Genomic DNA, 13,770 nt, shown 5'->3' on the forward strand with positions numbered 1-13,770 from the left:
CTTTCTGATGATTCTTTAAACGGTAGCAGCCACCATGTCGAAAACAGTTCTGATGTGGTGGAAGAATACCAAAAACCCCAAACAGAAATATCTTTATTAGCCGCTACTGGACTGTGCAAAAGCTTCGGCGGAGTCCGGGCGGTGAATAATGCCGAAATTAGTGTAGCTCAAGGTAGCATCACTGGGCTGATTGGCCCGAATGGTGCTGGCAAAACTACTCTTTTCAACCTTTTGTCTAATTTTATTCGCCCAGATAAAGGGCGAACCATTTTTGACGGCGAACCTATTGAACACTTACAGCCGTATCAAATCGCCCAGATGGGGATGGTTCGCACGTTTCAGGTGGCGCGGGTGCTGTCGCGGCTGACGGTGATGGAAAATATGCTCTTAGGGGCGCAGAAGCAAACTGGCGAGAACTTTTGGAATGTCTGGCTTCAGCCGCATCTGGTTGTGAAAGAAGAAAAGCAACTGCGGGAACGGGCGATGAGTATGTTGGAATCTGTGGGTTTGGCTGCGAAGGCGCAGGACTACGCAGGTGCGCTGTCTGGCGGACAACGTAAGTTGCTGGAAATGGCGCGGGCGCTGATGACTCAGCCGAAGTTGATTTTGTTGGATGAACCAGCGGCGGGGGTGAATCCGACGTTGATTAATCAAATCTGCGAGTACATTACCCAATGGAATCGCGAGGGGATGACATTTTTGATTATTGAACACAATATGGACGTGATTATGTCACTATGCGATCGCGTTTGGGTTCTCGCGGAAGGTCGCAATCTTGCTGTAGGTACTCCGATAGAAATTCAGCGCAACTCAGAAGTTTTAGAAGCTTATTTGGGGCAGTAAGCTTTTTGGGAAGGCAAAAGAAAGAAGATTATTTACTATGTTTCTATTGTTCTGTCTAATTCTTCTTTTTTTTACCTTTTTTAACAAAAAATATTTATTTTTTAATCTATCTTATAGCTGAAATTTAATTACTTTTGAAATTAATAAATATCTATCAAACGATGTGCATATAAATCAAAAAAAAATATAAAAAGTGCTTTAGCGCAGGCTATTGGTTTACCTCCCGGACAAAGAAGCGATCGCGATACGGGATATCACATCGAAGCTTTCTATAGATATCAGTTAACAGAAAATATTTCGATTACTCCTGGTTTCTTTTGGCTAACAGCGCCTAACCATGACGATCGAAATCCTGATGCTGTGATTGGTGTGGTGAGAACAAGTTTCATTTTTTAGGATAAAGCAAATATCCCTGGCGAATAGAATTCGCGGCTACACAAATAAAGTCCGCATAGGCGGACTTTTGAAACCCGCATAGGCGGGTTTAGTCTGTATAGATGCGAATTCTATTCGCCCTTTCTACTTATAAAATGTAACTTTTCGTTAACAAAATCTCATCCTTAAGATAGTAGAAATCATCCTATAGTTAAAGGGTTAAATGTTGATAATCAAAACTATTAAGGAATTCCTAGCCATGCCAAAAAGGAAATGGCTCTTCTTCATCTTATTTTCTGTTGCGCTGACGATAAGTTTAGTTTTTGGAGGTTGGAGAAGCGATCGCGTCTTAGGACAATCGCCCCAATATCAAGGTAAAAAATTTGTGATGGTCACGTCAGCGGATTATCCACCTTATGAATTTCGAGATACTGCTAGTGGTAGCGCTGATATTGTTGGTTTTGACGTAGATATTGCCAACTATATTGCCAAAGAGTTAGGGTTTCAACTTGATATTAAAGATACAGATTTTAGCGGCATAATTCCTGCTGTGCAATCAGGCCGGGCTGACTTTGCAATGGCTGGAATGACACCGACAGCAGAACGGAGACAAAATGTAGATTTTTCCGATATTTACTATGAAGCCAAAAACACAATTGTTGCTCAAAAAGGTAGCAACCTAACCACACCTGAAAGTTTAGCAGGGAAAAAAGTTGGCGTTCAATTGGGTTCAACTCAAGAAAAAGCTGCTAAAGAAATAAAAGGTGCAAATCTTGTCGCCCTAAACAAGACTGGGGAGATCATCCAAGAAGTTAAATCAAATCGTATCGACGCTGCAATTATCGAAGATACAATCGCCAAAGGTTTTATCGCCAATAACCCAGATTTGGAATTTAATACTGTTCCCAATACTGGAGAAGCAGGGAGTGCGATCGCGTTCGCCAAAGATTCGCCGCTAGTCAATGACTTCAACCGCGTTCTGGCAGAAATGAAACAGAACGGGGAAATAGACAGGTTGGTGACAAAGTGGTTTGAAAACAAAGGAAAAACTGAAACCCCAGCTAGTAGTTCCAGCTTAGCTTTTGCTAAGATAAGGCCTCGGATTCCTTTCATTCTAAAGGGAATATTAATTACTCTCCAATTTACTGCCATCTCAGCAGTCTTAGGATTCATCTGGGGAACAATCTTATCGTTGTTTAAGATTTCTACCTTCAAGCCGTTGGTTTGGTTCGCCACAGCTTACACGTCTATCTTTCGAGGCACACCACTACTGTTGCAAATAGCTTTAGTTTATTACGCGACGCCTCAATTGATTGGCTACAATATCCCCGCCTTGTTAGCAGGTGTAATTACCTTTACTCTCAACTCAGGGGCTTACATTTCTGAGACAATTCGCGGCGGTATTCTGGCAGTTGATAAAGGACAACGGGAAGCAGCTTTATCCCTTGGCGTTCCCTACAGACCAATGATGCTAGATATTATCTTGCCACAGGCGATAAAAAACATTTTGCCAGCATTGGTGAATGAGAGTATTGCGCTACTGAAAGACTCAGCATTAGTCTCTACAATTGGTGTAACTGACTTGTTACGCCGCGCCCAAATTGTGGGAGCCGAACAATATATCTACTTTGAACCTTTGCTATTTGCAGGTGCAATTTACTATTTAATGGTCATGAGTTTAACATGGGGGGGTTATGCACTCGAACGAAGATTACAACGCAGCAGTTAAGGTTGATAACTTGCATAAATCTTTTGGCAACCTCAAGGTTTTGCAAGGAATTTCTACTGAGATTGGACACGGGGAAGTTGTGGCAGTTATTGGGCCTTCGGGTTCTGGTAAATCCACTTTCTTGAGGTGCATGAATTTACTAGAAGTGCCAACTTCAGGTAAGATTTACATCCAAGGAGCAGACATCACCTCGCAAAAAACGGACATTATGAAGGTTCGTCAAAATGTCGGGATGGTATTTCAACATTTTCATTTATTCCCTCACAAAACTGTCCTTTCTAATGTGACGTATGCACCAAAAAAGGTGAAAAATGTTTGGCCGGAGGAGGCGCGGCGAGAAGGAATGGAATTGTTGAGTAAAGTTGGCTTGGCAGAAAAGGCTGATGTTTATCCTTCTAAGTTGTCAGGGGGACAGAAACAGCGGGTAGCGATCGCGCGTTCCTTGGCAATGAAGCCTGATATTATGTTGTTTGACGAACCCACCTCCGCACTCGACCCAGAAATGGTGAAAGAGGTGCTGGAAGTGATGAAAGACCTTACCAAAACTGGGATCACAATGGCAATTGTCACCCACGAAATGGGGTTTGCGCGAGAAGTTGCCAATCGAATTTTGTTTTTGGATAAAGGTATGCTGGCGGAAGACTCACCGCCTAGCAAGTTCTTTACAAATCCAGAATGCGATCGCGCTAAGCAATTTCTTGAAAAGATGCTGTAAAAAATGCCGGATGAGTGTAGGCGCGCCTTCCCGAAAGGTAAAGGGCAAAAAAAAAGCCTGCTGACCTAGGCTTTTACAGCGCTTTTCGGGTGAGTATACAGATACGCGGCTTCTTCAAGAAGTCGCGTATCTCTCTACATAGCCTGTACTTCATCCGGCTGCAAGCCGCTGTTTATTACAATAAAGTATCCGTAGCCGGACGAGAGTTTGTGTAGCGCCATCCTTTAGGGTGAGCGCTAACTAACATTCTTGGCACATTCATGAAGCTGACTTTTGAGCTTTCTACAGTGAGCCTTAACTTCATTAGCTTGTTGTTTAAGCCTGTTAGATTGAGCTTGAAGTTTATCACTTTGCTCTGCCAGCGAAGTAAACTTAGTTCTAAGTTCACTTCCCTTGAAAGGGTCAGGTGCATTATTAGGGTGAGCGTTTGTCAGACAAGTAATAGAACTTGCTGTGTCTGTTTGCTGCAACTCATCGGCTTTGACTGGAGTACCATAGATAGCACTGAGGAGTTCACACAGAGATTCGCCAGTAATGTTCTGGCTTGCCAAAATGCTTTTAGCTAATTCCTTAGCCTCATCAAGAGTTAGCTGCTTCACTGCGAGTACAGCACATAGCTCCTGATTTGTAAAAATCAATTCTTGCTGTATGTGTTGCAGTTCTAACTCTTTGTAATGCAGCTCTTGCTTTAAGCTTTCTACTTGCTCGTGCAAAAGCTCTACTGCATCCTCAATTTCCGTTCTGTATGCGTACATTTACTTCAATAGCGACTTCTTTAACTTGTTTTAGTAGCGATCGCGTATCAAGAGCAATAGACTTGTTGCACCTTTACGCCAGCCTTTTGCATTTAGTATATAGTTTTGAAAATCGTTGCTCTGTCCGATATCGTACTCTAGGTAGAAATTGCTGCTGGTGTCTTTGGTGCTATAAAGCTGGCTCCTCCACTGGACGGATAATTGGAGGAGTTGACGGGTTTTCTGGTTGGAAGATAGCCTGGAGTGCTTGATCGAGAGTTTCTGCCATGATGATGCGGTTCTCATAGGCAACAATCACGCGCACTAAAGTCGGTAAACTGTTTCTTTCTGCTTCTAAATAAAGAGGTTCAACATAAAGCAGCGATTCTTCAATTGGAATTACCAATAAATTCCCTTGAATTGCTCTTGAACCTTGACGATTCCACAGAGAAATCTGTTGGGAAATAACCGGATCTTGGTTAATCAACGCTTCAATTTGCTCGGTTCCATAGATTAATTCCTGTTTAGGAAATTGGTAGAGTAACAGCTTACCGTAGTTATCACCATCGGAACGCGCCGCTAACCAAGCAATTAAGTTATTGCGTTGTATGGGAGTGAAGGGTAACAGCAGGATAAATTCTTCTTCCTGGGCTGTTGGCAGTCTCATAATTAGAAAGTAGGGTTCTACTGCTTGCTGTTCGGCGGCGTAAATTTCCATCGGAATGCGCCACTGATCTTCGCGGTTGTAGAACACCTGTTGGTCTGTCATGTGGTATGTTAATAATCGTTCCGATTGGGTGTTGAAAAAGTCCATCGGATAACGAATATGACTGCGTAAGGTAGCTGGCATCTCGTTTAAGGGTTTGAAGAGTCCCGGAAAGATAGCACTCCAGCTATTAATGATTGGGTCTGTAGGATTGGCAATGTAAAAGTTAGCAGAACCGTTGTAAGCATCGATGACGACTTTCACGGAATTCCGCATATAGTTAAAGTCATACTTGCCTGGATCTGAGTAGGGATAGCGATCGCTTGTTGTATAAGCATCCACAATCCAGTACAAGTAACTTTGAGTCTCGCTGTCGCCAGTATTAGCAGCTACCAAATAAGGTTCGCCATCGTATCGCAAAAAAGGCGCGATCGCTCGAATTCTCTGATTAATATTGCGGCGAAACAACAACTTAGTTTCTGGCGTAAAATCCCGCGTCAGAAGCATTTGCCAGTCTTTCAAATACTCGGCAAACAACAACCGCCGCCACCAAGAACCGATAGAAATACCGCCGCGACCATCATAAGTATTGTAAACATTATCGTCGCCACTCGGAAAATCTAACTCTCTAGCTCTTGTTGATGTCATTACATAGGTGTTGCTAATTTCACCGTAGTAAATCCGAGGCGTTTCAATAGGAATACTAGCTCGAACTGCTTCGCTAGATGTCTTTAAAGTGCCAGCTTCACCCGCCTCCGTGCCAATATCTTTTACAAAATAGTCTGGTAGTCCGCCTGGGCCTACTGTATTTACTGGAGAAAGGGTAAAACCGTAACCGTGAGTGTAAACTAGGTGTTCGTTTACCCAAGTCTGCGCTTGTTGGGGAACGGCGGTATAGTCTAATTCTCGTGCAGCGATGAGTACCTGTTGTCTTGATGTTGGGGGCGTTTTTGGAGCAATAACCTCGCTTTTTAAAGTATATCTATCGATATCAGCATCGGGAAATTTGTAATAAAGTCTGATTTGCTGTAACTGGCGATTAGTTTGCAAAAGTGGCCGCGTATCCCAAAGGCGAATATTATCAATAGTTAGATTGTTATTCTGTAAATCAGCTGCGGTGAGTTGATCTGTGGGATTAAAGGTTTGTACTTCAATATCCTCTAGATCGAATGCTTGACGTGTGAAAGCGATGCTGCGTTTAATAAAAGGTGTTTCTCGGCGGAGTTCGTTAGGCTGAACAACTAAGCGTTGTACTACGAAGGGTAAGACAATGAAAAATGAAACATGAAGGCTTAAAAATGCAATTAAAAAGAATTTTAATTTTAAAACTTTTAGTTTAAATTGCATTGTTCGCCAAAACAGGAAAAGCGCGATCGCTACTGCCAAAATGCTCAAACCTGTATTCAACGGCAACTTCACTGTGACATCAGTGTAACTGGCACCATAGCTAACGCCACTGGTGGAATACAACAATTGATAGCGCGACAGCCAATAATGCAGCGCCAGCGCGCTAAATAAACATCCTCCCAGTCCGTACAAATGCCGCAGTTGCGCTTTAGAAAATCCCGGAAATATGCCTTGACTAATACTGTTCCCGGAGGTTAAGTATGTCAGAGTTACTGCTACTAAACCATACAAAGATAGTCCGAAAAGCCCAAAATCCAATAACTCCCAAATTGGCAAACTAAATACGTAAAAGCTGATATCGCGCCCAAATAATGGGTCAATGCTATTAAAACTTATGGGATGAAAAAACTGTAAAACTCTCGCCCAGTGACTTGAGAGAACTAACCCAAAAAATAAACTTATGACAACAGCGATCGCTGTTACCAAAAACTGCGGAAAACTAAAAACCAGCGCCGCCGATACCAACACTACAACTATCTGCCAGCTGTTAGATAGTATCTTCCTACTTTGAACCAAAATCAACTCTGGCTGAATCCACACTGGCACGGGTGGAGATATATTAGGCAAGTTGAGATTGGGATGCCAATAGCTTACGGCTATTTGACCATAGTGCAGCAACATTAACCCAATCAGCAAACTGAGGGCGATGGTGATTACTAGAAGCGATCGCAATTTCAGTGCTGAGGATTGGGGATTGGAGGCTGGGGACTGGGGATTGGGGACTGGGGATTGGGGACTGGGTGAAAAAAAGGATTCTCCCCTATATTCGGTTAAGATTTGATCCCCCCTAGCTGCTCTTGAAAAGAGGGGAGAAAAGCCCCCCTTTTTTAGGAGGGTTGGAGGGATCTCGTTGGGATATTTGAGACGATGGGCGAGATATAAATTGCCCAGTAAAAAGCCTGCTGTAACGATAAATGCGATCGCACCCAACGACAGCTGAGTTTTTATCCTCAGAAGAAACGCCGCTAAATACCCGACTTCCTGAAACCAAAAAACATCTGCTACTAGGTGTGCGACTAGATCGAAACCTAGCCAAACCCCCAGTAGCAGTACAATTAATCGGAAAATTCGATTCATTATGTTAATTGCTAATGGCTAATTGTTCATAGCCATTGGCTATTAGCTAAATTGTTCACCTACATCCAGGTTAAACAATACTTGCAGCGATTGCATCGCTTTGCGTCTGGCGTCGATATCTTGCTGCGATCGCAACTGTACCATCGGATCGTGCAGAATCTTATTAACAATTCCGCGAGTTAGTGCTTCGATGACTTCTTGATGTCTTTCCGCAAACTCATTCCCCAAGCGGGATAGAGCTTTTTCTAACTCTTGGGCGCGGATAGTTTCCATCTTGTCGCGCAGACAGCTAATGGTTGGAACAGTTTCCAGCGATCGCCACCAGACATCAAAGGCATCCACCTCCTCTTCTAGCAGCCCTTGCGCTTCCATTGCCATCTTGCGACGGCTTTCGTGATTTTGCGCCACTACCGCCTTCAAATCATCCACATTGAACGCCTGCACGTTCTCCATTTCCTTGACATCCCCATCCACATTGCGCGGTACGGAAATATCAAATATCATCAAAGACCGATGCGCCTCTATGTGTATTTCCAGCTTTGAGCGGTTCAACAGCGGTTCCACAGAAGCGGTACTGGTAAACACCAAATCCGATTGGGCGATCGCGCTCATCATTTCTGATAGCGGATACAGTTGAAACTGGGCCTCTGGGAACTGACGCGCCAATTCTTGCGCCCTATCTAAACTGCGGTTCAGAATTGTGATGTGGACGGCTCCCTTTGCAACTAAATGCTGCACCAAAAGCCGCGACATTTTCCCAGCGCCGACAATTGCCACCCGACAAGCTGCCAAATTCTGCGCTTTAACTTGAGCTAATTCTACAGCAGCCGAGCTGATCGAGACTGCCCCAGTACCGATACTGGTTTCGGTGCGGACGCGCTTCCCAGCGGTGAGCGCACTTTTAAACAAACGATTCAGAATGCTGCCGATACCCTTGTATTGCTGCCCCAATTTGTGAGTATGTTTCACCTGAGCTAAGATTTGCCCTTCTCCTAGCACCAGACTATCTAACCCAGCTGCCACCCGCATCAAGTGCATTACAGCATCTTGGTGCAGCAACATAAACAAATTTTGCCGCAACTGGTGCATAGGTAACTTGCTGTATTCCGAGAGAAACTGGATAACTTCCCGGACTCCCTGTTCAGTCTCTTGAGCGACGATGTAGATTTCCAGACGGTTACAGGTGCTAAGTATCGCTACCTCTTGAATATGAGGGTAGCTGGTAATGTGGGCGATCGCACCTTCATACGCTGCCTCTGGAATACTGAGTTTTTCCCGAATTTCAACTGGCGCTGTCTTATGGCTAAGACCTACGACTGCAATATTCATTTGCTAAATTGCTAATTACTAATTGCTAATTACTAATCGCTAATAGCTAATGGCTAATTAACCATTAGCCATTAGTCATTAACGTCTTACTTCAATTGCAGCTGCTTTGGCTCTTCAAACATATGGATAGTATCCACAAACCGAGCCGTGCGCGACTGACTGGAAATTACCAGGCTTTCAGTCCTTGCCCCTCCCTTGAAGAACCGGACACCTTCCATGAGTGTTCCAGGGGTGATGCCACAAGCTGCGAACAGAACCGTCTTGCCAGAGGCTAGTTCGTCAGCGTTGTAAACTTTGTCTGGGTCTGTGATACCCATCCCGTTGAGTCGCGCAATGTTGCTTTCTCTGCTCTCCCCAATCAAGCCTGTTTTCACCACATCTGGATCGTAGATCAATTGACCCTGGAAGTGTCCACCCAGACAGCGCAGGGCGGCGGCTGAGATAACGCCTTCTGGTGCAGCACCAATTCCCATCAAAGCGTGGATATTAGTACCGGAGAAGGCGCAGGAGATAGCAGCAGAGACATCACCATCGCTGATCAGGCGCACTCTGGCACCAGCTTGCCGGATTTCCTGAATCAATTCTTTGTGACGGGGACGATCCATCACTACTACCACCAGTTCCTCAATCGAGCGGTTCAGACACTCAGAGAGAATTTTCAGGTTTTGGGTAGGGGACTTGTTAATATCTACATGACCCCGTGCCACTGGCGGAGCTGCCAGCTTTTTCATGTAAAAGTCAGGAGCTGCAAACAAACCGCCTTTTTCAGCGATCGCCAGCACTGCCATTGAACCATTTTGACCGTAGGCAACCAGGTTGGTGCCTTCGCAAGGGTCAACGGCAATGTCAATCTCCATCAATTCATCTGGGTTGCAGAAAGTTTTAGCATCTTCGCGGGTGCAAATGCCAACTTCTTCCCCGATATACAACATGGGAGCGTCGTCCCGTTCGCCTTCGCCGATGACAATGCGACCCCGCATATAAATTTTGTTCATCCGCTCCCGCATAGCTTCCACGGCTACTTGGTCAGCCGTGTTCTTTTCGCCTTTGCCCATCCATCGGGACGATGCGATCGCAGCTTGCTCAACTACCTCTATAATTTCTAATCCCAGCGTATTTTCCACGAAGACTGTCCTCCCAAGTGCTTGATTTGGCGACGTTTTATCTGGCGATTCCAGTTAGAAGTCTATCAGAGGGGGGATACCGAAAGCTGGAGATTTTCCGGCTTATTTATGTTAACTTTTGCTAAAGCCTAATGGCTAGAGGCTTTCTGAGCCTTTAGCCATTAGCTTTTATGGCAACTCAACGGATGTTGGTTTAGCAATGTGAGGCAAACCCCAGCCGAGTTTTTCCCGCAAAATCCGGAAAAACTCAGGTGGTTGCAGGCGAATGAAACTAGCCGAATAAGGCGATCGCTGCATCTGTACCCGATCTTCTGGCAACACATAACACCCTGCATTCCCATCCACCACCATCACCAGCGGATTAGAATTAGCTGGGAAAATTGTCACCGTTTCGCTATCAGCAAACACCAAAGCCCTAGATGCCAGCGAATGCGGACAAATCGGCACCAACTGTAGAGTCGGCACCCCTGGTGTCACCACTGGGCCTCCAGCACTCAACGAGTAAGCCGTCGAACCAGTCGGAGTAGAGATAATCAAACCATCTGCCGCAATATCCACAGGCGCATGACGACCTATCACCACCTCAAAATGGCACATACTCGTCAACGGTTCCCGGTGAATCACCATTTCATTCAGACAAAGCGCTTCCCACAACAGGCAATCATCCCGAAACAGCTGCACCGACAGCATCGCCCGTTGTTCAATCTCAAATTCCCCAGTTTTCAACATTTCCAGGGCGGTAGGCAACTGGTTCACATAAGCTTCAGTTAAGAAACCCATGTGTCCCGTATTTACCGCCAGCAAGGGAATCCCGCAGGGTGCCACTTGGCGAAATGCCGCCAAAACTGTGCCATCTCCCCCCAACACCACTGCAAAGGACATCTCGGCATCAAATCCAGGGGGAGCCAACGAATCAATCGGTGTATGACAAACTGGACGATTCGGGCGAGAATAACCCAAAATCCCACCGGAACCCGTTGCCATGCAAACTTCCCAACCTGATGCCGCCAGCTTGTCTTTCAACTCCATTGCCGCACGACAAGCTACAGGTTTGATGTCATTGTAGATAATCCCTGCTTTAGGCACGCTTCGAGTCCGGTAATGGTTCATTATTTGCTATTTGTTTATCTTGGTTTTTAGTTATCTCATAACTAAAAATTAACAAGTAAGCAACTAACTTAGGATCGGTAATTAGTTGGGTGGCATTGTCCACCCAACTGCTGTAAATTTAACTCAGAATGTAAAAGGCATCTTTTTCTTCTGCTTTTTATTTTTGGATGTTTGGTAATCTATTTCCTTAAGCTTTTTCAAAATTCGACTAAAGTAGTCTTGCAGGTATGCTTCTAAGGTTGTGATTTCCTCTTTGTCTATCCCGAAGACAGGATAAACTTCATCCATCGAGGAACTTAGGGGCTTGCCACTAGCCAAAACTTCCGCAAAAGCTAGTCTATCAGCCAAATTCCAGCCCCATTCAAAAAAGCGGGCAGTGGAACGAACCCCACGTAGTAAACCCAGAGGCATCCGCGATACCTTTGCCTGTCGCCCAGAAAGCCGTTCGCACAAGCGGATGATTTCGTATGCACCCCAAGCACGAGATCCTACCACTGGAAAAGATTTCTTTTCTGTTTCCGGAAGCCGCAGAGCTGCAACTGCAAACTTAGCGATATCCTGAGTATCCATGTAGGCAATAGGAGAGGTGTCACCTGTCACCCACACTGCTTGGCCATCCAAAATCGGCACCGCATATTGACCAATTAGCCCTTGCATAAAGCCGCTTGGTCGCAAAATTGTGTAATTTAATCCTGACTGGGCTAAAAAAAGTTCTGTACACCGCTTGATTTCCATCAGCGGCACATTGGGGTACTTTTCGGCATCCAAAATTGAGAAGAAGATAAAACGCTCAATACCCGCCGCCGCCGCTGCTTGAATCAGTGCGACTTTGCCATCCCAATCTACCTGTCTCATACTCAGGGAGTCGGTGGGGCGAGAGGTTGCTGCATCAATCACAGCGGTTACTCCGCTGAGGGCAGCTTTGAGGGTTTCGGGTTCGCAGAGGTTGCCTGGTACAAGTTCAGCGCCCCATTCTTTTAAGAATGCGGCTTTTTTAGCACTCCGTACCATACAGCGTACTTGATAGCCCTCTTCTATTGCCCGACGAGCCACCTGTCTTCCTAAGGTGCCGGTGGCACCGACTATTAATACGGTCATCTAGATAAATTAGTAAGGAATCTTAATCTTTCTATAAGATGTTATCAGAAATCTCAGGTTTAACTCTAAGAAAGTTTACAAAAGCCGGGAAGCTGGGATCAATGGCAGGAAAGATGCGATCGCGTAACATACGGGCTATCTGTGCTGTTCCCCATCAAAACAGGAAATTTTCGCCTCATGGCAATGCCACAGGCGAGTTATAAAATTAAACAAGTACCGCAAAAGGCGACACGCGGCTTAAAGCCGCGTGTCGCCTTTTGTGCGAATGAAGAATTTTCCCCTACAAGGACTCGTTTTCGCCGCCTTGGATTTTGAGTAACAAAAAGCCCATGCCCAGACCCACTAAAATCAAGGAAAAGGACAATATAGCTGCCTTGACAATCTCTTCGGTCATCGGTTGCAAACTCCAACGTTGGTGAATTTAAAGTTAGTCGTATTTTAAACTGAAAGCTGTGACAAGTTTCTTTACAAAAAGTTCAACCAATTTCACACAACAGCAAACTCGTCCCCGGTTGGCTGTTACATTGGGAGATCCAGCCGGAATTGGGCCAGAAGTGGTACTAAAGGCGCTGGCAGATCCGGATGTCACTAAAAATTGCGATATTACAGTGGTTGGCACCTCTGCGCTGTTGCAAGCCGGACTGAAGTCGCCGCTATCTGAACAAAGCCTGCCTTCGCAGACTAAAGAGTTATCTATTATCGATGTGCCGCTGGATGCGGAAATTACAATTGGTACTGGAAATGCTGCCAGTGGTGCCGCTAGTTTTGCTTATATGGAAACTGCGATCGCACGAACTCTTTCCGGCGAGTTCGATGCCATCGTCACTGCACCCATCGCCAAGTCTGCTTGGAAAGCTGCTGGACATGATTACCCCGGTCAAACGGAACTTTTAGCCATCCGCGCTGGTGTCGATAAATTTGGAATGCTGTTTGTAGCGCGATCGCCTCATACTGGCTGGACGCTCCGCACTTTACTTGCTACTACACATATTCCACTTTGTCAAGTTGCCGAAACATTATCACCGCAGTTGATGACAGCAAAACTAGATTTGCTGGAAAAGTGCTTGCGGGAAGATTTTGGGATAGAAAAGGGAAAGATTGCGATCGCGGGTTTAAATCCCCACAGCGGCGAACAAGGACAACTCGGACGAGAAGAAATAGACTGGTTAATTCCTTGGCTAGAACAAGAACGCCAAAAACGTCCGCACCTGCAACTCGACGGCCCGATTCCCCCAGATACCATGTGGGTGAAGCCTGGTCAAGCCTGGTTTGGTGGCATTTCATCTGCTCATGATGGCTATCTTGCACTTTACCACGACCAAGGTTTAATCCCAGTAAAACTGATGGCTTTTGACCGTGCGGTTAATACTTCTATCGGTCTTCCCTTCATCCGCACCTCACCGGATCATGGTACAGCTTTTGATATTGCAGGGACTGGAATTGCTGATGCTACTTCGATGAAAGCAGCGATCCAATTAGCAACCGAGTTGGCGTATCAGCGACAAAATTGTTCAAGGTAAGCT

The 13,770-nt window shown here is 45.4% G+C and carries 12 protein-coding genes and 1 pseudogene; 6 read left to right on the forward strand and 7 right to left on the reverse strand.

Annotated elements, in window-relative coordinates:
* Positions 1–57: 57 nt before the first annotated feature.
* The 4 genes and pseudogenes from H6F74_RS20350 to H6F74_RS20365 all read left to right on the forward strand — a co-directional run bounded on the left by H6F74_RS20350 (position 58) and on the right by H6F74_RS20365 (position 3,662).
* The gene (locus H6F74_RS20350; RefSeq protein WP_347269537.1) at positions 58–843 is read left to right on the forward strand and encodes an ABC transporter ATP-binding protein; all 786 of its coding nucleotides are present in this window, start codon (positions 58–60) and stop codon (positions 841–843) included.
* Between the two features lie 198 nt (positions 844–1,041).
* Positions 1,042–1,239: pseudogene (locus H6F74_RS20355) on the forward strand (carbohydrate porin); the annotation flags it as partial.
* 238 nt (positions 1,240–1,477) lie between these two features.
* Positions 1,478–2,947, forward strand: a complete 1,470-nt coding sequence (locus tag H6F74_RS20360; protein ID WP_190444000.1) for an ABC transporter substrate-binding protein/permease — start codon at positions 1,478–1,480, stop codon at positions 2,945–2,947.
* The gene (locus tag H6F74_RS20365) at positions 2,913–3,662 is read left to right on the forward strand and encodes an amino acid ABC transporter ATP-binding protein (protein ID WP_190444001.1); all 750 of its coding nucleotides are present in this window, start codon (positions 2,913–2,915) and stop codon (positions 3,660–3,662) included. The genes H6F74_RS20360 and H6F74_RS20365 overlap by 35 nt, the downstream gene beginning before the upstream one ends.
* Before the next feature lie 236 nt (positions 3,663–3,898).
* Here H6F74_RS20365 and H6F74_RS20370 read toward each other — a convergent pair whose 3' ends face one another.
* The 6 genes from H6F74_RS20370 to H6F74_RS20395 form a co-directional block, all read right to left on the reverse strand.
* Entirely contained in the window at positions 3,899–4,417 is a 519-nt protein-coding gene (locus tag H6F74_RS20370; protein ID WP_190444002.1) for a hypothetical protein, read from the reverse strand.
* A 169-nt stretch (positions 4,418–4,586) separates the two neighbouring features.
* Entirely contained in the window at positions 4,587–7,586 is a 3,000-nt protein-coding gene (locus H6F74_RS20375) for a UPF0182 family protein (protein ID WP_190444003.1), read from the reverse strand.
* A 42-nt stretch (positions 7,587–7,628) separates the two neighbouring features.
* The gene (locus H6F74_RS20380; RefSeq protein WP_190444004.1) at positions 7,629–8,915 is read right to left on the reverse strand and encodes a glutamyl-tRNA reductase; all 1,287 of its coding nucleotides are present in this window, start codon (positions 8,913–8,915) and stop codon (positions 7,629–7,631) included.
* 86 nt (positions 8,916–9,001) lie between these two features.
* Positions 9,002–10,039, reverse strand: a complete 1,038-nt coding sequence (gene glpX / locus H6F74_RS20385) for a class II fructose-bisphosphatase (protein ID WP_190444005.1) — start codon at positions 10,037–10,039, stop codon at positions 9,002–9,004.
* Between the two features lie 168 nt (positions 10,040–10,207).
* Positions 10,208–11,125 carry an NAD(+) kinase gene (locus H6F74_RS20390; RefSeq protein WP_190444111.1) on the reverse strand — a complete coding sequence of 306 codons (918 nt, stop codon included), beginning with the start codon at positions 11,123–11,125 and terminating at the stop codon, positions 10,208–10,210.
* A gap of 147 nt (positions 11,126–11,272) precedes the next feature.
* A complete protein-coding gene (locus H6F74_RS20395) occupies positions 11,273–12,247 on the reverse strand; it encodes an SDR family oxidoreductase (protein ID WP_190444006.1) in 975 nt (324 codons plus the stop codon).
* Positions 12,248–12,285: 38 nt separating this feature from the next.
* Between H6F74_RS20395 and H6F74_RS20400 the strand changes: the two genes are divergently transcribed.
* Positions 12,286–12,450, forward strand: a complete 165-nt coding sequence (locus H6F74_RS20400) for a hypothetical protein (RefSeq protein ID WP_190444007.1) — start codon at positions 12,286–12,288, stop codon at positions 12,448–12,450.
* Between the two features lie 77 nt (positions 12,451–12,527).
* On the opposite strand, the gene H6F74_RS20405 is transcribed toward H6F74_RS20400, so the two are convergent.
* Positions 12,528–12,641: a PetM family cytochrome b6-f complex subunit 7 gene (locus H6F74_RS20405; protein ID WP_190426950.1), complete on the reverse strand. Its 114-nt coding sequence runs from the start codon at positions 12,639–12,641 to the stop codon at positions 12,528–12,530.
* 58 nt (positions 12,642–12,699) lie between these two features.
* On the opposite strand from H6F74_RS20405, the gene pdxA reads away from it, so the two are divergent.
* Positions 12,700–13,767: a 4-hydroxythreonine-4-phosphate dehydrogenase PdxA gene (gene pdxA, locus H6F74_RS20410; protein ID WP_190444008.1), complete on the forward strand. Its 1,068-nt coding sequence runs from the start codon at positions 12,700–12,702 to the stop codon at positions 13,765–13,767.
* Positions 13,768–13,770 lie beyond the last annotated feature (3 nt).

This window comes from Trichocoleus sp. FACHB-90 (genome assembly GCF_014695505.1).
Lineage (GTDB): Bacteria > Cyanobacteriota > Cyanobacteriia > Cyanobacteriales > FACHB-T130 > Funiculus > Funiculus sociatus.